Annotated in this window: 19 protein-coding genes; 9 read left to right on the plus strand and 10 right to left on the minus strand. The window is 64.2% G+C overall.

All coding sequences use genetic code 11. From position 1 onward, the window contains the following. Positions 1-189, minus strand: a 189-nt coding sequence (locus tag QZ213_RS00900; RefSeq protein ID WP_291684154.1) for a PilZ domain-containing protein, incomplete at its 3' end; no start/stop codon positions are given. Positions 190-276: 87 nt separating this feature from the next. Further along, positions 277-1,425, minus strand: a complete 1,149-nt coding sequence (locus QZ213_RS00905; RefSeq protein ID WP_291684155.1) for an MFS transporter — start codon at positions 1,423-1,425, stop codon at positions 277-279. A 188-nt stretch (positions 1,426-1,613) separates the two neighbouring features. On the opposite strand from QZ213_RS00905, the gene QZ213_RS00910 reads away from it, so the two are divergent. Next, the gene (locus tag QZ213_RS00910) at positions 1,614-2,765 is read left to right on the plus strand and encodes a zinc-binding dehydrogenase (protein WP_291684156.1); all 1,152 of its coding nucleotides are present in this window, start codon (positions 1,614-1,616) and stop codon (positions 2,763-2,765) included. 53 nt (positions 2,766-2,818) lie between these two features. Here QZ213_RS00910 and QZ213_RS00915 read toward each other — a convergent pair whose 3' ends face one another. The 3 genes from QZ213_RS00915 to QZ213_RS00925 form a co-directional block, all read right to left on the minus strand. Continuing rightward, positions 2,819-3,604 carry a DUF2182 domain-containing protein gene (locus QZ213_RS00915; RefSeq protein ID WP_291684157.1) on the minus strand — a complete coding sequence of 262 codons (786 nt, stop codon included), beginning with the start codon at positions 3,602-3,604 and terminating at the stop codon, positions 2,819-2,821. A gap of 12 nt (positions 3,605-3,616) precedes the next feature. Further along, on the minus strand, positions 3,617-5,161 hold the full coding sequence (locus tag QZ213_RS00920; protein ID WP_291684158.1) for a tyrosinase family protein: 1,545 nt from the start codon (positions 5,159-5,161) through the stop codon (positions 3,617-3,619). Between the two features lie 230 nt (positions 5,162-5,391). Further along, positions 5,392-5,949 carry a PAS domain-containing protein gene (locus tag QZ213_RS00925; RefSeq protein WP_291684159.1) on the minus strand — a complete coding sequence of 186 codons (558 nt, stop codon included), beginning with the start codon at positions 5,947-5,949 and terminating at the stop codon, positions 5,392-5,394. Positions 5,950-6,566: 617 nt separating this feature from the next. On the opposite strand from QZ213_RS00925, the gene QZ213_RS00930 reads away from it, so the two are divergent. The 3 genes from QZ213_RS00930 to QZ213_RS00940 all read left to right on the plus strand — a co-directional run bounded on the left by QZ213_RS00930 (position 6,567) and on the right by QZ213_RS00940 (position 9,714). Then, entirely contained in the window at positions 6,567-8,114 is a 1,548-nt protein-coding gene (locus QZ213_RS00930) for a Do family serine endopeptidase (RefSeq protein WP_291684160.1), read from the plus strand. A 178-nt stretch (positions 8,115-8,292) separates the two neighbouring features. Beyond that, positions 8,293-9,078, plus strand: a complete 786-nt coding sequence (locus QZ213_RS00935; protein WP_291684161.1) for a rhomboid family intramembrane serine protease — start codon at positions 8,293-8,295, stop codon at positions 9,076-9,078. Between the two features lie 207 nt (positions 9,079-9,285). Beyond that, positions 9,286-9,714 (plus strand): CBS domain-containing protein, encoded by a 429-nt coding sequence (locus QZ213_RS00940; RefSeq protein WP_291684162.1) that lies wholly within the window; start codon positions 9,286-9,288, stop codon positions 9,712-9,714. Between the two features lie 19 nt (positions 9,715-9,733). Here the strand turns inward: QZ213_RS00940 and QZ213_RS00945 are convergent, their stop codons facing one another. Further along, positions 9,734-10,768 (minus strand): patatin-like phospholipase family protein, encoded by a 1,035-nt coding sequence (locus QZ213_RS00945; protein ID WP_291684163.1) that lies wholly within the window; start codon positions 10,766-10,768, stop codon positions 9,734-9,736. A 220-nt stretch (positions 10,769-10,988) separates the two neighbouring features. Between QZ213_RS00945 and QZ213_RS00950 the strand changes: the two genes are divergently transcribed. Continuing rightward, positions 10,989-12,053, plus strand: a complete 1,065-nt coding sequence (locus QZ213_RS00950; RefSeq protein ID WP_291684164.1) for a hypothetical protein — start codon at positions 10,989-10,991, stop codon at positions 12,051-12,053. 169 nt (positions 12,054-12,222) lie between these two features. Next, positions 12,223-14,694, plus strand: coding sequence for an EAL domain-containing protein (locus QZ213_RS00955; RefSeq protein ID WP_291684165.1), 2,472 nt, complete (start codon positions 12,223-12,225; stop codon positions 14,692-14,694). Between the two features lie 105 nt (positions 14,695-14,799). On the opposite strand, the gene QZ213_RS00960 is transcribed toward QZ213_RS00955, so the two are convergent. From QZ213_RS00960 to thrS, 3 genes are all read right to left on the minus strand, one after another. Further along, on the minus strand, positions 14,800-15,363 hold the full coding sequence (locus QZ213_RS00960; RefSeq protein WP_291684202.1) for a nitroreductase: 564 nt from the start codon (positions 15,361-15,363) through the stop codon (positions 14,800-14,802). 142 nt (positions 15,364-15,505) lie between these two features. Beyond that, on the minus strand, positions 15,506-15,727 hold the full coding sequence (locus QZ213_RS00965; RefSeq protein ID WP_291684166.1) for a hypothetical protein: 222 nt from the start codon (positions 15,725-15,727) through the stop codon (positions 15,506-15,508). Further along, positions 15,727-17,751, minus strand: a complete 2,025-nt coding sequence (gene thrS, locus QZ213_RS00970) for a threonine--tRNA ligase (RefSeq protein ID WP_291684167.1) — start codon at positions 17,749-17,751, stop codon at positions 15,727-15,729. The genes QZ213_RS00965 and thrS overlap by 1 nt, the downstream gene beginning before the upstream one ends. Positions 17,752-18,004: 253 nt before the next feature. On the opposite strand from thrS, the gene QZ213_RS00975 reads away from it, so the two are divergent. The 3 genes from QZ213_RS00975 to QZ213_RS00985 all read left to right on the plus strand — a co-directional run bounded on the left by QZ213_RS00975 (position 18,005) and on the right by QZ213_RS00985 (position 20,366). Then, positions 18,005-18,589: a hypothetical protein gene (locus QZ213_RS00975; RefSeq protein ID WP_291684168.1), complete on the plus strand. Its 585-nt coding sequence runs from the start codon at positions 18,005-18,007 to the stop codon at positions 18,587-18,589. Between the two features lie 50 nt (positions 18,590-18,639). Beyond that, positions 18,640-19,833 (plus strand): MFS transporter, encoded by a 1,194-nt coding sequence (locus QZ213_RS00980; RefSeq protein WP_291684169.1) that lies wholly within the window; start codon positions 18,640-18,642, stop codon positions 19,831-19,833. A 167-nt stretch (positions 19,834-20,000) separates the two neighbouring features. Further along, a complete protein-coding gene (locus tag QZ213_RS00985) occupies positions 20,001-20,366 on the plus strand; it encodes a hypothetical protein (RefSeq protein ID WP_291684170.1) in 366 nt (121 codons plus the stop codon). A gap of 89 nt (positions 20,367-20,455) precedes the next feature. On the opposite strand, the gene QZ213_RS00990 is transcribed toward QZ213_RS00985, so the two are convergent. After that, entirely contained in the window at positions 20,456-21,688 is a 1,233-nt protein-coding gene (locus QZ213_RS00990) for an alpha/beta hydrolase (protein WP_291684203.1), read from the minus strand. Positions 21,689-21,787 lie beyond the last annotated feature (99 nt).

Here is a 21,787-nt window from a genome sequence, read left to right on the forward strand (position 1 = left end):
GCGGTCGCCGACATTGCCGATACCTGGTGCCAGCAAAGCCAGCCCACCGGGCGACATATTGATGATCTGGCAGGGAAATTCGCGGCGGTCGGGCAGCATGTAGCGGCCGAGCAAGTGTACCTTCACCCGCTGGAAGCGCCGGCGCTCTTCGGTGGCCGGGAGGATCGATTTCTTGTTCGCCAACGCCATTTCGTTACCCGACAACCGGCTATCGCCAGACCCTACGGCCGGCAAGGTTAATGAGCGGTTAGCGGCGGTTGCAACAAGTATGGGCGCTCACGCTGTGCGGGGACTGTTCGCCGGAATCCGATTGAATCCCAACAGCAGCACCGGGCACGCCAGCAGCACGGCGGCGCCGAAATCGAAGGCGGCCGTGGCGCTGCCGGTCGATTTGGCACAGGCGCCGGCGACGACCGGTCCCAGCATCATCGTGGCATAATAAAGGGTGTAGAATATGCCCATGCCGAGCGCCCGCGTCTCGGGTCTCAGCACGCGCGCGGGCAAGCTCAGGATTGGCCCGGCCGGCTGGCCGCTGACCAGTCCAAGTGCTGCGACCGTCAGGACCACGGCGCCGCTGCGCGGCAGCGCCAGCATCAGCATCGCGAACACGATGCAGCCGGCGACCAGGATAAATTGCGGTCGTCCGCTGCGATCGGCGAGAAAGCCTCCGAGCGGTACCGCGATCACCGCCAGCCACAGCACGATGCTGATGATCGAACCTGCCGCCGATATCGACCAGCCGCGTTCGACCAGCATCGAGGGCCCGAAGCTGAAGATCATCGCAAAGCCGACATTGTAGAGGCCCCAGATCAGGCCTGCCGCGATCACCGCGATCGCAGCGTTACGGTCGAGCCGCGCGGATGAAGCGGCGGTGATGACGGTGCTCGCCGGCGCCTGATATGCCGCGGCCAGCAGAACGAAGGCCAATCCGATCAGCGCCGCCACCGCGAGATAGACCGCGCTTACGCCATACGCGGTGCCGATCAGGGGCAGGGACAACAGCGAGAGCGCGACGCCGGCCGGCCATGAATTGACGAAGATCGCCATCGCGGTTGCGATCTCCTTGCCGGCAAACCAGTCGGCCACCATTTTCGTCATCTGCACGTTGAGCAGGACGCCACCGGCACCGGCGACCAGCCGTCCCGCGATTTGCACGGTCCAGGAATCCGACAGCGCCATCGCGAGGCCGCCGACGAGCATCAGCAACAGCGCGCCGAGCACCGTCGGCTTGTCGCCGAACCTTTGCCCGATGGCGCCGCCCGGCAAGGCCAGCGCAACGCCCGGCGTGAAATACAGACCGATCAGGAGGCCGATGTCGGCGAGGCCCACGCCAAATCGGGTGGCCAGCAGCGGCGCGACCGCCGCGACGCTCTGGAACTGAAACGCCATGGTGAGGCGAACCACGAACAGGACGGCAAGGATCATCCAGCGACTGCGCAACGCCTCGGCCCTCATTCGAAGTCGGCGTAACCTGAGACGGTGCGGTGCGCCTGTCAATCGCGGGGCAATCCGTTCGTTTGCACCACATTGGCATCCCCGCCTACTTCACATAACCTCGTTTCCGCCCGCGCAACTCAAATCAACAATCGCCGAAGGGCCGGGGAGGAAACCACATGCAAGAAATCCGCGTATGCACCTATGAAGGCCCCGGCGCGCAGCCGGTCATCCGCACCGTGCCATGGCCGACGATTCCGAAGAAGGCGGCGCTGATAAAAGTCGGCGCCTGCGGGGTTTGCGGCACCGATCTGCATATCCTCAAAGGGCATTGGCCGAAGCCACTGCCCTGGCCGTTCACGCTCGGCCATGAGATCGGTGGCGTGCTGGTCGAGGTCGGCTCGGAGTTCACGGAAGACTTCATGAGCAAGCCGCTGAAAGTGGGATCGAAAGTGATGATCCCGCCGCTGATGCCGTGCGGCCATTGCTATTACTGCATCCATTATCCTGAGAGCGCCAACAAATGCCTGACGCCGGTCTATTACGGCCGCTATCTCGGCTTCGACAAGGCGCCGCATCTGTGGGGCGGCTGGGCCGAATATGTCTACGTCGATCTCGAGATGCTGCCGGGCACCAAGATCTACAAATTGCCCGACGACATGTCGCTGCGGCTGGGCGCGCTGTCGGAGCCGTTGACCTCCTGCATCCGCGCCTTCAACCGCGCCACGCGCGCAGGCGGATTCAGCTGGGGCGACACCGTCGTCATTCAGGGCTCCGGTCCGATCGGAATCCTGGCGGTGGCCGCCGCGCAGGAAATGGGCGCGGGCAGGGTGATCTGCGTCGGGGCGCCAGAGACGCCGCGGCTGAAGCTGGCGCGCAGGTTCGGTGCGGAAACGACCGTGGACATTGAGGAAGTCACAACGCCGGAAGCCCGCATCAATCGGGTGCGCGACATCGTCGGCGGCTTCGGCGCCGATCTCGTGATGGATTGCTCGGGCCATCCGAGCGCCGGTCCCGAAGGCATCGAGATGCTGCGCGACGGCGGCACCTATGTCGAGATGGGCCAGTTCACCGACGCCGGCTCGATCAATACGTCGTGGCACCGCATCTGCACCAAGGACCTCAACGTGCTCGGCTCCTGGGGTTTCACCGGCAACGACCTGCCGCTCGGCGTCGACATGCTGTACCGCACCCGCAACAAATATCCATGGCTCGAGATGCAGACGCTGTATCCGTTTTCGGAAGCCGGCATCGGCCAGGCGGTAGCCGACGCGATGGCGATGAAGACGGTGAAATCGACGATCGTGCCGTGGCCCGAATTGGCGGAGTGATGGGGATTCCAGGTCCTATATTCGACGCGTTTTCTTCACGGGAATTCCCGGCTTCACGGCAAGACCTCCCTCAATCGGCCCTGCGGAGCCAGTCGCATGCGCGTCTGCGCGGCGGCGATGCGCAGGGCCTTGCCCGCGCCTCGCACGCGCCATGCGAGCGGGGCGGGGCTTTCGAGCCGTTCGGCACAGACGAACAGCGTCACAGCGATCATCGCCCAGAGGTGAGCGTGCCCCACGAGGAGCATCGGCAACATCAGCGCCCAGCACGCGCCGGCGCATGAGGTGCCGTTGGTCAATCCGAAAACGATGGCATCGCGATCCGCCGCCGCGCCGAACGCGGCGAGCTGCGGCTGGCGATGGCAGCGATTCAGGCACCATTGCTTGGCGGGCGAGACCTGCCACGTGCTCGCGGCGGCGGCCGCGACGCCGAGGCAAGGCAGCGGTGCGGGTACAGCCCACAGTGCCGCGAGTGCAACGGCCTGCAGCGCCACGCCCGCGATCATCCACACGGCGGCATAGCCGGATATGAAGAGCAGCGTCGCGCGCGGGCGGCGGCGAACAAAGCTGCGGTCCCGGACATGCCGCAGCGGCGCAACGAGCAAAGGCGTCATCATGGCGGCAACCATCAGCGCCCAGTCGGCCGCGAGTTTCGCCGGCGAATGCAGCATCAGCGCGAGGTCGAGCGGAAGCGACGGTGGCGTTCCCCACGGCGTGCCGGCGGAGCAAAGGGCGGGCAGGGTCAGTTCGCTCTCGCCGAGCGCCAGCATCGACCAGGCGCCGAGGCCGATCGATGCCAGAACGACGAGCCAGGCTTCGGGCCGGCGCGCGGTGTTCGCCATCCTGCGGCTCCGTCAGTGGTTTTGCCGGAATACGCTGATGCGGCCGATGCTGACTTGCGCCGACTCCGGCACTGGATTTCGCGGCACCAGACGGACATGGAGCTGCGAGACGTTCAGATTGCCGGCGACGTGCAGGGCGTCGATGATGTGGGTGATGTCGAGCACGAAAGTGAGGCCGTCGCCGGCCTGCTGGTCGACCGTCATCGTTGCCTTGCGCACGCCGAACAGCGCGATGCTGCCCGCTTTGAGTTCGGGATGGCTGGCCGGATCGTCGCCATCGGGGACGTTGATGTAGACGCTGAACACGGTGGCGTCGTTGAGGCCGCGCACATTCTCCAGGTTCAGGAAGACCCGATCGGGGGCGCCGCCGCCGGCCGCGGCCGCGAAGCTGGTGACGACTTTGGCGCGGACCGCGGTGTCGAGCGTGACCGAGGTGCGGGCCTCCGCGCCGGTCAGGCTCAGGCTCTGTTGGTTGGCGCCTAGCAGTTCAGCGGTCTTGTCAGCTGTCGTGTCAGCAGTCTTGGGCCCAGCCATGGCGTTGCTCCTGGCGATTGCTTCGGCCTGCGGCACACCGAGCCGCTGCAACCGCGCGACCATTTGCGGTGTTGCAGATGGCGGCGTGACATCATCATAATCATAACCAAGCTTCGAAAGATCCCCCATATCGCCGGGCGTGTAGGTCCAGCTTTTGCCGCCCGGCATCGGCATGACGAAGGCCCGCTGGCCGACGCTGGCGGGACCTTTGACCCAGTTCGCGGTGGTCGGATCGCCCGTCGAGGCCGGGATGCGCAGCCATACCTCCCACAGCCGGTCGATGTTGGCGTGATGCAGCCAGAAGATCGGATCCAGCCCCGCCAGATCCGGCCAGGACATTAGCCCCAGCGTCTGGTCGTCGCCACCGCCGACCAGTCCGTGCACGTTGTCGTGCGGCTGGGTCTCGACACCGCCATGGACCCTGCCGCCGTGACTGAAGCCGGTGTTGACGCCGCCAAAACCCTGGCTGCCGCCGCTGCCGGCGCCAATGAAGTCGGGATCGCCGAGCGCGTTCAGGTCGACCTGATCCATCGGCACATAGACGTGGCCGTTGTTATCGGGACCGTAGCGCTGCGGAACATAAAGTGGATTGTCGCCGCTGCCGTCCGGCCAGTCCGGCGACGCGAAGGCGGGCGGCAGCTGGTTCTGGTTCGGCTTGAAATAGTTCCAATAGGGAAGCGCCCAGCCGGCGGGGCCGCCGAGTTGCACGACCGCATCGCGAATGATCGCTTCGAAGCCGATCAGATAACCGCGATGCCAGGGCAGGAAGTACCAGCTTCCGTGCTGGCATTGTTGCCAATAGGTCTTGATGTCGGCGCGGCTCGGCATTTCGTCCGTGGAACCGAGATAGCCGACCTGCTGCCACATCTGCTGATCAAAGCCATGGATCGCGCCGTAGAACCGCCAGGCGGTGGGTTCCTTCAACGCGCGCGACTTCATCGCCTTGACGCCGCGCGCATACCAGAGGATCGGATCGGCCCAGTCGCCGCCGAGTTCCCAGACATTCTTGCGTGTGGTGGACATATCGGAGCTCCCTTCAAAGTCGCGCAGCGCAACGCTGACGGCACCGGAAGCCGAAACTACCACACGGGGAATAATCTTTGAACGCTACCTCACCGCGATATATTTTTCGCACGCCCTGAGCGAAAGGTGAGCTATTTCATATTCTGCCGCCGCGGCCGGCGTGAAGACGCTGCCCGACGGTACCGGCGGAAGCGGCGATCGGGCTTGCTGCTTCGAATGCGATTTGCGCTCTAGCTCAGGCCTTCATAGACCATGAAGCCGCGCGCGACCGCCAGCTTGCGCAGCGCGCGTGGAACGAGCTTTTGCGGCTGGTGGGCGAGATAGCGATACGACGTCAGTTTGAAGTCGCGCAGCAGGCGGTGTTCGCTTTCGAACGGCGCCAGCAATCCGGTCAGGCTCAGCGGCGCGTGGGCGCGGGCGTTGAACGGCAATAGCAGCAATTCCAGATGCGCCGGCGACCCATCCTGCGCGGTGGCGGTAATGCCGGCGACGGCGGCGAGCATCTCCTCAGATACGACCGCGATGATGTCCTCGATCTCGCGGCGGGCGTCCGGGGCAAACAGCGCCGAAAAGCTGCGGTCTTTCAGGTCGCCGCCGAGCAGGGCGCAAACCCGGGTGCCGGCGACGCGAAATGGATAACCGGATGGCGCGTCATAGGACAACACGAAGATGTCGCCGAGCAACTCGCGCACCGCACCGGGCTCGATCTCGCTGCGGTCCGGCGCACGCGCGGCGCCGCGTTTCTCGTCCCAATATGCGAAAAATTCCCGGGTTGACGGATGTTTCATATCGACCTCGCCCCGCGCCCGGCTCGGTGGGACATATCTGTCCCGCTTTTGCTCACGCGCATTCCCTTCTCTGTTTTGCAAGAGGTGCTTTGCAGCGTCCATGCCGCAGGCGTGGTTTCGGAGCTTTGGCGGCGCCTTTGTGCCGTTAAGGTTAAATTAACTATCGCCTTGGGGATCGGCGCGCGGCTGGCTAGGATCCGCTCACTCGCTTCGCCGGTTTCTGATGGGTTCCCGCGAAGTTGCTACACAGGCGGCGTCAAACAGTTTGGTCATCGCGCGGGGAGGGGTGGGGATATCGCCCCGGGCCCGGCGCGAAAAAGATCAGCACAGATGAGGGAGGGCTTTCTCAGAGCCCTCCCTTTTTGCTTTGTGCCGTCACGGATTTGTTACCCGCATGCGCTTCGCGCCGCGATGATGGTTTCTCACTGGCTGCCGCTGCGGCGTTCGCCGTTGAATCCGCGGGCCGATGAACTCCGCGCTGATCTGCGCCGGCGCTCGCGGCGACTCTCCGCCGCATCGTTCTTTCAAAACATTAATCCGGTGAACAGGACGTCGTAATGTGCGCTCGCCAATGTTGGGACAGGGATTTCCCTTAACCGAACATTGGAGACGCCATCATGAGCGATCAATCGAATACCCCGCCTGTCGTACCGCGGAAAATCTTCAGGCCGCGCCGGCTCGCACTCCTTGCTTCCGCCGCCGGGCTCGGCATGGCCGTTTGCGCCGCCGGGCCGGTTGCCAACAATCTTCCGGCGTGGACCGCGTCGGCGCATGCGGCCGAGGCGGCCCTGGCTCCCGCGGGCTTTGCCGATCTGGTCAGCAAGGTCAAACCGGCGGTGATTTCGGTCCGGGTCAAGATCGATGAAGATGGCGGCAACGCCGCAGTGACCCAGCGCGACGGCGACGGGAATTCCGATCAATCCGCTTCGCCGGACCAGTTCTTTAGGCGGTTCGGCTTCCGCGGTCAGAACGGCTTCGGTGGCCTTGACGGCATGCCGCGCCAGCATCAGGTCATCACCGGCGAAGGCTCGGGCTTCTTCATTTCGCCGGATGGCTATGCGGTGACCAACAATCATGTGGTCGATCACGCCAAATCGGTTCAGGTCACGACCGACGACGGCACCATCCATACGGCCAAGGTGGTCGGCACCGACCAGAAGACCGACCTCGCGCTGATCAAGGTCGACGGCAAGAAGGATTTCTCCTATGTGAAGTTCGCCGACCAGCCGTCGCGCATCGGTGACTGGGTGGTCGCGGTCGGCAATCCCTTCGGCCTCGGCGGCACGGTGACCGCCGGCATCGTTTCCGCCAGCGGCCGCGACATCGGCGCGGGTCCGTATGACGATTACATCCAGATCGACGCGCCCATCAACAAGGGTAATTCCGGCGGTCCGGCGTTCGACATGAACGGCAACGTGATCGGCGTGAACACCGCGATCTTCTCGCCGTCGGGCGGCTCGGTCGGCATCGGCTTCGACATTCCCGCCGCCACCGCAAAACTCGTCGTCGCCCAGCTCAAGGACAAGGGTTACATCAAGCGCGGCTGGCTCGGCGTGCAAGTGCAGCCGGTCACCGCCGATATCGCCAACAGCCTTGGCTTGAAGCAGGCGAGGGGTGCGATAGTGGACAATCCGCAAGCGGGAAGCCCGGCCGCCAAGGCGGGCATCGAGGCCGGTGACGTCATCACCTCGGTCAACGGCACCGACGTGAAGGACTCGCGCGACCTGGCCCGCACCATCAGCGTGATGGCGCCCGGCACTTCCGTGAAACTCGATGTCCTGCACAAGAGCCAGTCCAGGACGGTGACTCTGACCCTTGGCGAATTGCCCAATGACCGCCAGGCCAACGCGGGCGGGGACCAGTCATCGAAGGCGACCCCAGGTACCCCGCGTCTCGGCCTCAGCCTTGCGCCCGCGGGCGAAGTCGACGGCGCCGGAGACAAGGGCGTCGTGGTGACGTCGGTCGATCCGGACGGTCCGGCCGCCGAACACGGCGTCAAGACCGGTGATGTGATCCTCAATGTCGGCGGCAAGTCGGTCGCCAACGTCAGCGATGTGCGATCGGCGCTGAGCGATGCCCGCTCCAGCGGCAAGCAAAGCGTGCTGCTGCAGGTGAAGAGCGCCGATGCGACAAGGTTTGTCGCGGTTCCGCTGGCGAAGGGATGATTTCCACCTTGCCCTGAGCAGATTGGCACAGGCAACAAAGGGCCGGGCCCGAAGCCCGGCCTTTTCCATCCCTGCCGTTTGACGCTTTTCTTCACGCCAACCGGCTTCCACTTCGCGCGAAAACGCTCTAATGGGGCGCAATCGCTCGCGAGAGCCGGTCGCTGTAGGTCTTGAGCCCTTGGAATCCCAGCCAGAATTGCCGCCAGACCTCGCGCCGGAACCCCCGCGCGAACCGATCCTGACGCTGCCCGGTGCGTTGACCGCCTACATCCTGCTGCTGGCGGTGATCCATTTGCGGGTGCTGCTGCCGCCGGAATGGGAAAACTGGACCATCGACGTGTTCGGCTTCATCCCGAAACGCTACGATTCGACGTTGCTGGCGATCGATTTTCCCGGCGGCGCCGGCGCCAAGGTCTGGACCTTCGTGACCTATTCGCTGCTGCACGCCAATCTCAGCCATATCGGATTCAACGTGCTGTGGCTGTTGCCGTTCGGCAGCGCGCTGGCGCGCCGCTTCGGCGCGGTCAGGTTTTTCCTGTTCATGGCGGTGACCGCGGCCGCCGGCGCGCTGGCGCATCTCGTCACCCATGAGCACGCGGTGGCGCCGATGATCGGCGCTTCGGCGTCGGTGTCCGGCACAATGGCAGCCGCGATCCGCTTTGCCTTCGTGCAGGGCAGCTTCCTGTCGTTCAGCCGCGGCGACGCCGATGCCGCGGCCAAGGTGCCCGCGCTTTCGCTGTCGCGTGCGCTGCGCAATCCGCGCGTGCTCGGTTTTCTCGGGGTCTGGTTCGGCGTCAACATCATCTTCGGCGTCGGATCGATCGCGATCGGCAGCGATGGCGCGAGCGTCGCCTGGCAAGCGCATATCGGCGGATTTTTCGCCGGGCTCGTGTTGTTTTCGCTGTTCGATCCGGTGCCGCGCCCCGCCGCCGATGCTGCGCCTGCGTCATCGCGCGACGCATAACACACCGGCCGATCGTCGCTTGCGGCGCAACTCGATTTCATCCATCATCTGAAATGTCATGAGGCAAGGGCATAAGCCCGCCGGCGTGCTTATGCGCGTGCTTGCCGACCGCGCTGCAACAAAACCGGCGCCAAACTGTTGATTGAAGACTCAAGAGAATAACGATCGCGCTCGCTCGAGGGCGCGACCGGCTTCAGGGAGACGACAATGACGGTACATGCAATCCTCGATTCCAAAGGCCACCAGATTCAGGGCGTCGAGCCGGACGCCAAGCTCTCGGCTGCGATCAAGATTCTGGCGGAAAGGAAAATCGGCGCCGTGCTGGTGATGAGCAAGGCCCGGATCGAAGGCATCCTGTCGGAGCGCGACATCGTGCGCGTGCTCGGTGAACGCGGCGCCGGCGTGCTCGACGAGCCGGTCAGCGCGGTGATGACGCGCAAGGTCGTCAGTTGCAAGCCGGCCGATACCGTTGCCTCGATCATGGAAATGATGACGTTGGGCAAATTCAGGCATTTGCCGGTGGTCGAGGGCGAAAAGGTCGTCGGCCTGATCTCGATCGGCGACGTCGTCAAGTGGCGCGTCGGCGAATACGAGATGGAGCAGGAAGCGCTGCGCGACTACATCAAGACCGCCTGACCGCGGCGCGCAAGGCTGCTCACGGTTCTCTGTCGGCCACCGGCCCAGGCCGGCTCGAAGCGGGCGCGAGAATGTGGATCGCCTCCTGGATGGAGTCGATGGCGCGCTCGGCGGCGCGCGCGCCGAACGCGATCAGATCGTTGGCACGGTGGAAATCGAACCAGCCGATTTGACCAACCCGGGGCGATATCAGGAGATCAGGCGGATCGCCGGCGAGGCGGGCGCGCGTGATGCGGTCCTGCATGATGTTAAAGGCGTCGACCATGACGCTGGAGATGCCCGGCCGTCCGCCGCCGCCGAAAAATTCGCGCTTCATGGTGCGCTCGGCCGAAAACAACTTGCCGAAGCCGCGTTTCGGCGGCGCCGGCTCGACCAGAGCCTCGGGGGTTTCCGCCGTGGCGCCATGGGAATAGATCGTCGTGGAATGGGTGAAGACATCACTGGAAAGGTTGGCGGCGATTACGATTTCCGCTCCCAGCGCCCGTGCGGCCGACACCGGCACCGGATTCACCAGCGCGCCGTCGACCAGCCAGCGGTCGCCGATCAGTACCGGCGAAAATATCCCGGGCAGCGCATAGGAGGCGCGCATTGCATCGACCATGCGGCCATGGGTCAGCCAGATTTCATGGCCGGTGCGAACTTCGGTGGCGACGGTGGCAAATTTCAGCGGCAAGTCCTCGATCAGGGTCGGGCCGATCGCGGCCTCCAGTTGTGCGGCAAGCTTGTCGCCGCCGATCAGGCCCGAGCCGTTGAGGCGGATATCGAGATAGCCGAGAATGTTGCGCGGCTGCAGGCTGCGCGCCCATTCCTCCAGCGTGTCGAGGTGACCTGCCGCATAGGCGCCGCCGACTACCGCGCCGATCGAGGTGCCGACCACGACGTTGGGAACGATGCCATGGGCGATCAGGGTTCGGACAATACCGATATGGGCGAATCCGCGCGCGGCGCCGCCGCCCAGCGCCAGCCCGATCACCGGCCGCCGGATGCTGCCAAGCCCTACCTTGTCGCGGCCTTCGGCGCCGTTTTGGCTGCGTCCGATCAAAATTTCCAGCACATGGTATCTCCTGGGGCGCGAGGCTAATCGCTATAGTTTGGCCCCGCCACTTTGTATCACAAGCATGGTTTATGCCGTGCTTTCGGGTGGGCCAGGCAGGTATTGTGATGGGATCGCGGACTTTTGAATAATACCCCGGCCTTGCCGGCGGTTCCCGGCCCGTGATCCAACGGGGCCTGCAGGCTTGAATTTGCCGCGTTTTCAGTGAAAAGCATGCTTCATGACTTCAGGGGGTAATGGCATTGATCGATCCCGGCCGGGCGGACGCCGGCTGCCGGCGCTTGCGCTCGCCGGCCTCCTGATTTCATTCGCCGCGCCGGCCAACGCCCAGATGTTCAGCGATCGCCCGCCGCCGGTGCCTCCGGCCGCGGTTCCGGAGCCCTCGGGGCCTGCGATGAATCTGGCTCCGCCCTCCGGTCCCGCGTCGATTCCAAGCCTGCCCGCGCCACTGACGCAACCATCCATGACGCAGCCTTCCATAGTCGCTGTGCCGCCCGTGGTCGCGCCGCAGGGTGCGGCGGCGCCCGGCCAGGCATTGCTGTCGCTGACGGCGCGTTACGGCAAGGACCTGCCGGTCATCGGCAACGGACTGGTGTGGCGGGTGTTTGCGGACAAGCCCGACGAGACCGGCACCTTCAAGATGATCCGCGAGGATCGCGGCGCCACGCCCAATATCGTGCTGCCGCCGGGCGGATATGTGGTTCATGTCGCGTTCGGACTGGTCAGTGCGGTTCGCTCGGTGACGCTGAAGGCCGAGACCGACCGCGAATCCTTCCTGCTGCCGGCGGGCGGCCTTCGCATCGAAGGCCGCGTCGGCACCAGCAAGATCCCGCAGAACCAGATATCGTTCGCGATCTACAAGGGCAGCCAGTTCGAAGTCGGCGAGCGCGCTTCGCTGGTGCCGAACGTGTCTGCCGGCGACGTCGTGCTGGTGCCGGAGGGGACCTACTACATCGTTTCGAACTACGGCGACGCCAATTCCGTGGTGCGCTCGGATATCCGCGTTCAGGCCGGCAAGCTGACCGACGTCACCATCACCCATCGCGCCGCGGTCATCACGCTGAAGCTGGTGAGCGATACCGGCGGCGAGGCGCTGGCGAACACCGCCTGGTCGGTGATCACGCCGGGCGGCGACGTCATCAAGGAATCGATCGGCGCATTTCCCCGCGTGATCCTGGCCGAGGGCGAGTATCGCGCCATCGCCAAGAACGAGGGCAAGGTGTACGAACGTCCGTTCAACGTCGTCAACGGCGTCGACGGCGAGGTTGAGGTCGTCGCGCATTAGCTTGGAATATTAGACGACTGTCATAGTCGCTAACGCGCACTAACCATCGGGCGACTTAAAACTGTCACAATCCGCGGTTTGCCGATACCGCCCCGCAATCTTTACAACGCTTTAAGCCGCTGCATCGCATTGGATGCTACGGACTGAACGTTTGCGCTGCGGGGAAAGCATGATTGCTGCCAAGAAACCATCCGGCAAATTCAACACTGAAATGTTCGACGACGTTCCCGTCCTGCGGCGCAAATGGCAAGCGGCACTCCGGCCCGGCGAACGGTTGCCGCGCTATGAAGATGTGATGCTGGGCAGCCTCGGGCGGCTGGCGGATCATATCGTCCTGCTCTGGCACAACAACGACACCCTCGAAGTATCGCGCAGCGGCCGCTATATCCAGAAATGGCTGAACGACGAGCGGTGGGACATTCCCCTGAGCGCGCTGTCGCCGGATTGCGCCACCGCGCTCAGCGAAGCCGCCGTCAACGCGATACGCAATGGCCGTCCCTGTCTCGCGGTCGCGCATTGCGTCCGCGACGGCCTGGTCCAGACCTACGATATCCTGGCGCTGCCGACGTCGTCGCGGTGGGGCAGCACGCTGATCGGAATCTATGTCAACGAGCGGGCCCCGCAGTACAATCTGCTGGATGCGATCTTCTCCACCACCGATGAGGGCGTGCTGTCGCTTGCGACGATTCGAGATTCCGCCGGCCAGCCGTTCGATTTCCAGATCGTCCACCTCAATCAGGGCGCCTCAAGGCTGTTGAAACTGCCGTCAACGGACTTGCAGTGGCGCCGGCTCAGCGCCGGCGGCAATCTGCTTTGCTCGCCCGAAGTGATCGAGCGATTGCTCGGCGTCGTCAGGAGCGGCGACCGCGATCAATTCGAAATCGACAGCGATCAGCGCAACCTGAAGCTCGGCGCGACCGCCTTCGGCGACATTCTCTCGCTGACGATTTCGGATGTGACGGCGCTGAAGCGCCGCGAAGCCTCGTTTCGCCTGTTGTTCGACAACAACCCGATGCCGATGTGGGTGTTCGATGCCGAAACCACCGGCTTCCTCAGCGTCAACGACGCGGCGGTGCAGCACTACGGCTACAGCCGGGACACCTTTCTGCGCATGAAGCTTCGGGAGATCTGGCCGGAGGACGAATGGGTCAGCCATAGCGAGGCCCTGCAGCAGGCCGGCGAGACCTTTCATTCCGGGCGCAACTGGGGGCATCTCAAGGCTGACGGCAGCGAAATTCAGGTGCTGACGTTTGGGCGGCGCGTCAGCTTCGAGGGCCGCGACGGCTATCTGGTCGCGGTGGTCGACATCACCGAACGCCGCAAGGCCGAGGCGCGGATCGCCTTTATGGCGCATCATGACGGTCTGACCAACCTGCCGAACCGCGAACTCTATCAGGATCGGCTTCGCGAGGCGCTGGAGCGAGGCCAGAGCGGAAACAAGCGCGTGGCGGTGCTCTGTGTCGACCTCGATCTGTTCAAGAACGTAAACGATTCCTTCGGCCATCCGATCGGCGATCGTCTCCTGAGGCTGGTGGCCGATCGGCTGCGGTCGCAGGTTCGCGGCAACAATCTGGTCGCCCGCCTGGGCGGCGACGAGTTCGCGGTGATCCTTGCTTCCGATGTCTCCCCGAACGAGGCCAGCGATTTTGCATCCCGCCTGATCAAGCTCCTGAGCGCCTGCTACGCGATCGACGGCATCGAGGTCGTGATCGGCGCCAGCATCGGGATTGCGCTTTCGCCCGGCGATGGCGAAACCACCGAGGAACTGATGCGCAACGCCGATATGGCGCTGTACCGGGCGAAGTCGGACGGCGGAGGCGTTCACCGCTTCTTCGAGCGCGAGATGGACCGCCAGGCGCAGAAGCGCCGCGACATGGAGCTCGATCTGCGCCGCGCTTTCGCCAATCGCGAATTCGAGCTGCATTATCAGCCGCTGGTGGACATCGTCGCCGACCGGATATCGGGCTTTGAATCGCTGCTGCGCTGGCGCCATCCCGAGAAGGGCATGATCTCGCCGGCGGACTTCATCCCTGTCGCCGAGGACATCGGGTTGATCGTCTCGCTCGGCGAATGGGTGCTGCGCGAAGCCTGCGCCGAGGCGGTGAAGTGGCCCGCGGAGATCAAGATCGCCGTCAACCTGTCGCCGGTGCAGTTTCGCAGCCGCAACCTGGTTCAGGTCGTGGTCTCGGCGCTGGCGAATTCCGGATTGTCGCCGAAGCGGCTCGAGCTCGAGATCACCGAATCGCTGTTCCTGGCGGAAACCGAGGCCAATCTCGCGATCCTGCATCAGTTGCGCGAACTCGGCATCAGCATTTCGATGGACGATTTCGGCACTGGATATTCCAGCCTCAGCTATCTCCGGAGCTTTCCGTTCGACAAGATCAAGATCGATCGCTCGTTCGTGAAGGATCTGGCGGAGCGCCCCGATTGCGTCGCGATCGTGCGGGCGATCTCCGGCCTTGGCCGCAGCCTCAACATCACCACCACGGCTGAAGGCGTCGAAACCGAGGACCAGCTCGCCTGGCTGCGCGCCGAAGGCTGCGACGAGGTGCAGGGCTTTCTGTTTAGCGCGGCGAAACCCGCGGCCGAAATCGAAACGCTGCTGTCGCGGTTTGGCGCGCGGGCATCGAGGGCGGCGTGAGGAACTTTGTCATTGCCGGGCTTGACCCGGCAATCGATCTCACTTGAAACCATCTTGTGAAGAGTGATGGATGCCCGGATCTAGTCATCCGGGCATGACGATTCTTCAAAACCGCGTCACGATATCCGACAGCGCCGGGCGGGGACGGTCCTCGCTCGGCTTCGACGGCGTGCCGATATGGATCAGGCCAGCGAGCTTTTCGTCCGCCTTCAATCCGAGTCCGTCGAGCACGTCGCGATCGAACGCGAACCAGCCGGTCAGCCAGCAGGCGCCGTAGCCGAGGGCGGTCGCCGCCGTGACGATGTTCATCGAGCTCGCTCCCGCCGACAACTCCTGCTCCCACGGTGGCACCTTGGGATGCGGTTTTGTGAAACTGACCACGCCGATCACCAGCGGCGCGTCGGTGAGCCGGTGCTTCTCGACATCGATTTCGGCAGGCGTCGCGTTGGGCTTCTTCCGTCCGAACACGTTTGCGATCACTTCGCCGGCGCGAACGCGCGCGTCGCCCTCGAAAATGATGAAGCGCCAGGGCGCGAGCTTGCCGTGATCGGGTACCCGCGCGCCGATCGTCAGGATGGTCTCGAGTTCGGCGGGCGAGGGGCCGGGGCCGGTCATCTCGCGCGGTTTGATGGAGCGGCGGGTTTTCAGCAGGTTGATGGCATCGGGCACGGCAGTCTCTTTCATGAATGACTTGGCAATCGAATAGCATTCGATGTTGCCGCCCACGAGGCCGTCAAGCGGCATTTAGAGCGATTGAAAGAACGGAAGCTTACCCGAGACGCCGTTGGCGACCGCTGATGGCGGACCCGGACTATTCTGGTCGCGCCTTGACGGGCATCTTTGCCGCCCGCTCCAGCAGGTCCTTCCCGAGATCTTCCAGAATCTCCCGCGTCGCCAGGAAAAGGCTGTGGCCCTGATCGGTTTCGATGGCCAGCGCCACCACGGCCGGCTGGTTGGGATCCGGGATCAACTGGTAAGCCCGGATCGGGTAGGCCGGCAGTTCCTGTTCGTCGGTCGTCGGTTCTCGGGCCATCAGGTTTCCAGCTTCGCCCGCTTCACGTCCGGCGGCGTGGCCTCTTCGACCAGCGCGGCGATCGCCTCGTCGGTCGGCATCACCGTTTGGCCCTCGCTGCCGAGCCTGCGGATCGAAACCGAATGGGTCTCGGCTTCCTTCTTGCCGACCACCAGCAGCGCCGGGATCTTCGCCAGCGAGTGCTCGCGGACCTTGTAGTTGATCTTCTCGTTGCGCAGGTCGATCTCGACGCGCAGGCCGGCGCGCCGCGCCGCGGCCGCGACGACCTTGGCGTATTCGTCGCCTTCCGAGGTGATGGTGGTGACCACGGCCTGGATCGGCGCCAGCCAGAGCGGGAAGTTACCCGCATAATGTTCGATCAGGATGCCGATGAAACGCTCGATCGAGCCGCAGATCGCGCGGTGCACCATGACCGGCGTCTTCTTCGAGCCGTCGGCATCGATGTAGAACGCGCCGAACCGTTCCGGCAGGTTGAAGTCGACCTGCGTGGTGCCGCATTGCCAATCGCGGCCGATGGCATCCCGCAGCACATATTCGAATTTCGGACCGTAAAACGCGCCTTCGCCGGGATTGATCGCGGTCTTGATGCGCTGATTGTGGCTCTTCGCCTCGATCTCCCCGAGCACCGTCGCCATCACGCGTTCGGCATGGTCCCACATCTCGTCGGTGCCGACGCGCTTCTCCGGCCGGGTCGAGAGTTTTACCGTGAGTTCGCCCTCGAAGCCGAAATCGGTGTAGGTCGACAAAATCAGATCGTTGATCTTCAGACACTCATCGGCGAGCTGTTGTTCCGTGCAGAACACGTGGGCGTCGTCCTGGGTGAAGCCGCGCACCCGCATCAGGCCGTGCATCGCGCCCGACGGCTCGTAGCGGTGCACCACGCCGAATTCCGCCAGACGCAAGGGCAGATCGCGGTAGCTCTTCAGCCCGTGCTTGAAGATCTGCACATGGCCGGGACAGTTCATCGGCTTCAACGCAAACCAGCGCTTGTCCTCGGCCTCGTCGCCGGCGGATTGCGCGGCGAACATGTTCTCGCGATACCAGTCCCAATGGCCGGAGGTTTCCCACAGCACCTTGTCGAGGATCTGCGGCGCGTTGACCTCGCTGTAATCACCGGTGAGGCGGCGGCGCATATAGGCGACCAGGGCCTGAAAAATCGTCCAGCCCTTGGCGTGCCAAAACACCACGCCGGGACCTTCTTCCTGGAAGTGAAACAGGTCGAGCTCGCGGCCCAGCTTGCGGTGGTCGCGCTTCTCGGCTTCCTCGATCTGCTTCAAGTAGGCGTCGAGGTGTTCCTGCTTCGCAAACGCCGTGCCGTAGATGCGCGTCAGCATCGGGTTGTTGCTGTCGCCCCGCCAATAGGCGCCGGCCACTTTCATCAGCTTGAACGCGTTGCCGATCTTGCCGGTCGACGTCATATGCGGGCCGCGGCAGAGGTCGAACCAGTCACCCTGCTTGTAGATCTTGATGGTCTGGTCGGCGGGAATTGCGTCGACCAGCTCGACCTTGAACATCTCGCCGTTGTCGCGGAACACCTGTTTGGTCTGTTCGCGGTCCCAGATTTCCTTGGTGAAGGGTCTGTCGCGCGCGATGATCTCGCGCATCTTCTTTTCGATCGCCGAAAAATCTTCCGGGGTGAACGGCTCGTTGCGGAAGAAGTCGTAATAGAAGCCGTTTTCGATCACGGGACCGATGGTCACCTGCGTGCCCGGCCACAGCGACTGCACCGCTTCGGCCAGCACATGGGCGGCGTCGTGCCGGATCAGTTCCAGCGCGCGGGCGTCGTCGCGCGCGATGAATTCGATTCTGGCGTCATGCTCGATCGGGTCGGCAAGATCGACCACCGCGCCGTCGAGGGCCATCGCCACCGTGCGCTTGGCCAGCGACGGCGAAATGCCCTTGGCGATGTCGAGGCCGGTGGTGTTCTTCGGGAATTCGCGGGTCGCGCCGTCGGGGAAGGTGAGGGCGATTTTGGTGGATTCGACCGGTTTGAGATTCGTCAGGCTGTACTTGAAGTCGGTCATGGCGGTCTCCTGTGGCTCACTCCTGCGAACGAGCGCAGGTAAGCGGGATGCAGCGGTATAGCAGGCGATTCGGCTCCTGCAACCGGCAAAACGGGTGGATTCGAAGGCTTGAATGCGCCCCGGCGGACCGGGCCGCGGCCAATAATTCCCCCCGCGGCCTTGAACGTCCCATCCGCCTCACGCCACCAAGCTGGACGAACCGCCGGGCGCACGCCGCCACGGCCGCAACACGTCACGCGAGAGGCCAATCGACATGACGGTGACGCCGGAAACGCTGCGGGCAAACCAGGACATTCGCGACATGTTGGTGCCGTTCGGTTTCGCGGTGACCAGCAACAAGGAGCATGGCCCGGTCTGGTTCGATACCGCGCCGCTTCAGCCGTTCGAGATCGTGGCGCAACGCGGCCCGGGCAGCGTCTACGCGCTGACGGGGCCGCAGCGGCATGTCCTGCTCGCGACGTCGGAAGGGCAGGCGGGCATCGTGGCGGCGAACTTGAAGGAATGTCTCGAACTGGTGGTCGCACATCCCTATTGGCAGGACATCCTGCGTTTCGGCGGCGGCGATCTGTCCGCGATGCGGGCGGTGTTGCGCGACCGGATCGAGGACTTCGAGGAGGACGCGCTCAGCGACGACCCCGAGATCTCGGAGTTTCGTCCGCTGTTGCGCGCGCGGCTTGGATTGGCCGCGTCCGGCGACCCCCTAACACTGCTCCACCATGCCATTACGGTGCTGGGTGCCGATGTCGTCGTCAGGGGACATGACGGTTATCGATCGGAGCCGCTGGCGGGCCGCTTCAAATGGCCGTGCCATAGCGCCCGGAACAGTCGCAAGAAATAATCGAAGTCCCGGTCTTTTCTTTCCGATGGATCCGGGATACATGCAGCTGCATGAAAAATCCGCCTGCCGACGGCCACGTTCATCGCCGCTTCGCTCCCACCGCCCTGATGCTCGGAAATATCGTCACCGGCTGTTCGGTGCTGGCGCCGGCGGGCATGCTGACTGAATTGTCGAGCGGACTCGGCGTGACGATCCGTGACGCCGGCCTGTTGATCACCTTTGGCGCGATCGTGCTGTGCATCGGCTCGCCCGTGACGGCGTGGCTGACCAGCCGGATCGAGCGCCGCACCTTGCTAGCCGCGACGCTGGCGGTGATGGCGCTTAGCAACGCGGCTTCGGCCTTTGCGCCGGATTACGCCAGCCTGCTGGTCATTCGCCTGATCATGCTGGCGGTCGGCGCGCTCTTTACGCCGCAAGCCGCGGGCACCGCAGCGCTCATCGTGCCTCCGGAAAAGCGCGGCAGCACCATTGCCTATATTTTTCTCGGATGGTCGCTCGCCGCAGCGGTCGGCCTGCCCCTGATCACCTTCATCGCCAGCCGCTATGGCTGGCGCGCGGTCTATGGCAGCATCGGATTGATCGGCTGCTGCAGTTTCCTGCTGCTGGCGTGGCGTTTGCCGCGCGGGTTGGTCGGTTCGCCCGTCGACCTCAAGACCTGGGCTGCACTCGGGCGAAACCGAATGGTCATCCTCCTGCTGTCGATCACGACGTTGCAGATGTCCGGCCAGTTCGTGGTGTTCACCTTCATGGGGCCGCTGCTGACGAAACTGACGCATTCCGGTCCGGACGCGGTTGGCCTGGTGTTCGCGCTCTACGGGATCTGTGGCTTCATCGGCATCGTGATCGCGACCCGCATCGTCGATTCCTGGGGCCCCTATAAGACCTCGCTGTTGTTCACGAGCCTGTTGCTGACCGGCGTCACCGGATGGGCGCTCGGCGCCGGCAGCTATCCGTGGATGGCCGCCTCCGTCGCGATCTGGGGCCTTGGCTTCGCCTCGACCAATTCGATGCAGCAGGTACGGCTTGTCATCGCGGCGCCGGCGCTGGCACCGGCATCGGTGTCGCTCAATACCTCGGTGCTGTATATCGGCCAGGCCGTCGGTTCGGCGATCGGCGGCACGCTGTTCGCGCGCGATCTGCTCCATGGCGCAGGCTACGTATCGATAGGCTTTGTCGCGCTGGCGCTGACGATGGTGGTCCTGACCAGACCACGGCGAGCTGTGGCATCCCCGGCAGAGGCATAGACTTCCGGGATGCGGGTTGTGGTCGACAAAATCTTCGGCACGTGGTTCTTTGCCCCGGCATTTCCGGCCCCGGCAGCGCAGCCTGCCGGCTCGACTCGAAGTTTGCTTTGCCTTACATCGGCGAGCGAAAATGTGGATTGATGTGAGTGGATGAAGTGAGAAGTAATATGAGAACAATACTCGCGCTCGCCGTGGTCCTTTATTCCGGCGCGGCCCTGGCTCAGGGTACGGCGCCCGCCGCCGGCAGCCCGCCGCCGACCGTCGGGGGAAAGCCGCTGGTCCGGGTAAAGCCGCACGGTTCGGCGCCGGCGCCGAAAGCGGAGCACCTGTCGGTGGCCAAGAAGTTGTTGAACTGTCTTGATATCGACGATGGCACCAAAGGCCGCCTCGATTGCTACGACGCGATCTTCCCGCCGAAGCCGAATCCGAAGGCGCCGGCAGCGAAAGGCGCCGCGGATTGCCGCTTCATCAAGGAAGAGGATGAGCGGCTGACGTGCTTCAACGGGTTCGCCGACAAGATTCCGAAATTTTGACAGGCGAGGCGCCTCATCAGTCGCCGATGCAGGTCAGCGCACTGCCTATGACGAGAGCGTCAGGATGATGTGGAGGCGCGCAAGCGCGGTCATCGGCTCGCGGGCGATGGTGCGCTGGCAGCGACCCGCGTCAGATCGGGCGTTGCCGCCATCTTGAGCAGCACTTCCTTGACGGGGTTTTCGGTCCAGGCGTGCGTGACGTAATCGCGATGCGTCACGCCATCCGGTGTCTTCATGAAGATCACGCTGCCGGGCTTGAGCGAACCATCCAACTCATCCGAAATCGCGATGCCCTTTTGCCTCAGCATCTGCATCAGTTCCTGGTCGTGCCGCTGGGTGTAGCGCGTATAGGCGCTGACGAAAAAGCCTGACCGGTTGTTCTCGATCCAGGATGCGAACTTGTCCAACTCGCCGTAGACGGCATCGAGCAGGAACACGCCGCGGACGCGATTGCCGAGCCCGCCGACTTCCAGGCTCCAGGCGGTCGGCACGAAGCCGCCGCTGTAGCCGACCAGGATGACCGGCAGGTTGGCGAAATCCTTGGCCGCGCGCGGGTCGCCGTAAAGGCTCGCGAGATGACCGGCCGATTCGTCGATGAAGCGCTTGAGCCCGCCGGGCTGCCAGAACTTGCCGGCGCTGGAATCGGCGGCATCGACCGCAAGCTGAGGCGCGAGCAGCACGGCGTTGGCGCCGGATTCCGTGATCTGCTGCGGCACCAGCTGCCGGTCGCGCACGTCGCGTTCCAGCGTCGCGCCGTTGCCATGGAAGAACACGACGATGACGCCGGGTTTGCGGATATCGAAACTCTCCGGGACATGCATCAGGACGCGGCTGTCGTTGTAGGTCGTGTCTTGCCAGTAGACGCGGCCGCCATAGCTGCGGTGGCCGCGACGCCCGTCCTTGGAGACGTCCAGGAAGGGCGCATCGGTGCGCGGATTGTTACCGAGATAGGGAAACGCCGAGGATTTCAGACTGACCAAGGTGGTCTGGTCCTCCCGCGGCGGCCGCTGGTACGGCAGTGTCGGCTCCAAAGACGCAACCCGATAGGGCGCGGGCTGGGCTTGCGCCGTTCGTTTGGCAGGCGCATCGGCGGGATGAAGCTCTCGAAGAGTCTCGCTCGCCGTCGGGAAGCGATCCTTAAATTGGGGTCTCGGAAAGCGCTCGTCGAAACTGTCGCCCATCGAAGCCTGCGAATTGGCCGCGAGCTGACCTGCGCCCGGCGCCTTGCCGCATTGAGCGAGCACGAACGACAGCGGGAGAAAAGCTGCCCAAATCGCGATCCGCCGCCAGCGATCCGAACCGGCGCGGCGGGCAGGGGCCATCCGCCGCGCATAGCGCGCTGCGCCCGGTGTCAGCACCCGGCCCGCGCGATCAGGCTTCTGTAATTCCGCCCCGTCCATCCACCCACTGCCCCAAATACG

The sequence above is a fragment of the Bradyrhizobium sp. genome (genome assembly GCF_017881085.1).
Taxonomy (GTDB): Bacteria; Pseudomonadota; Alphaproteobacteria; order Rhizobiales; family Xanthobacteraceae; genus Bradyrhizobium.

Excerpts from the sequence above, each read along its gene's own strand:
- QZ213_RS00905 (WP_291684155.1), bottom strand. The coding sequence starts at position 1,425 with ATGATCCTTGCCGTCCTGTTCGTGGTTCGCCTCACCATGGCGTTTCAG.
- QZ213_RS00910 (WP_291684156.1), top strand. The coding sequence starts at position 1,614 with ATGCAAGAAATCCGCGTATGCACCTATGAAGGCCCCGGCGCGCAGCCG.
- QZ213_RS00915 (WP_291684157.1), bottom strand. The coding sequence starts at position 3,604 with ATGGCGAACACCGCGCGCCGGCCCGAAGCCTGGCTCGTCGTTCTGGCA.
- QZ213_RS00920 (WP_291684158.1), bottom strand. The coding sequence starts at position 5,161 with ATGTCCACCACACGCAAGAATGTCTGGGAACTCGGCGGCGACTGGGCC.
- QZ213_RS00925 (WP_291684159.1), bottom strand. The coding sequence starts at position 5,949 with ATGAAACATCCGTCAACCCGGGAATTTTTCGCATATTGGGACGAGAAA.
- QZ213_RS00930 (WP_291684160.1), top strand. The coding sequence starts at position 6,567 with ATGAGCGATCAATCGAATACCCCGCCTGTCGTACCGCGGAAAATCTTC.
- QZ213_RS00940 (WP_291684162.1), top strand. The coding sequence starts at position 9,286 with ATGACGGTACATGCAATCCTCGATTCCAAAGGCCACCAGATTCAGGGC.
- QZ213_RS00950 (WP_291684164.1), top strand. The coding sequence starts at position 10,989 with ATGACTTCAGGGGGTAATGGCATTGATCGATCCCGGCCGGGCGGACGC.
- QZ213_RS00955 (WP_291684165.1), top strand. The coding sequence starts at position 12,223 with ATGATTGCTGCCAAGAAACCATCCGGCAAATTCAACACTGAAATGTTC.
- QZ213_RS00965 (WP_291684166.1), bottom strand. The coding sequence starts at position 15,727 with ATGGCCCGAGAACCGACGACCGACGAACAGGAACTGCCGGCCTACCCG.
- thrS (WP_291684167.1), bottom strand. The coding sequence starts at position 17,751 with ATGACCGACTTCAAGTACAGCCTGACGAATCTCAAACCGGTCGAATCC.
- QZ213_RS00975 (WP_291684168.1), top strand. The coding sequence starts at position 18,005 with ATGACGGTGACGCCGGAAACGCTGCGGGCAAACCAGGACATTCGCGAC.
- QZ213_RS00980 (WP_291684169.1), top strand. The coding sequence starts at position 18,640 with ATGAAAAATCCGCCTGCCGACGGCCACGTTCATCGCCGCTTCGCTCCC.
- QZ213_RS00985 (WP_291684170.1), top strand. The coding sequence starts at position 20,001 with ATGAGAACAATACTCGCGCTCGCCGTGGTCCTTTATTCCGGCGCGGCC.
- QZ213_RS00990 (WP_291684203.1), bottom strand. The coding sequence starts at position 21,688 with ATGGCCCCTGCCCGCCGCGCCGGTTCGGATCGCTGGCGGCGGATCGCG.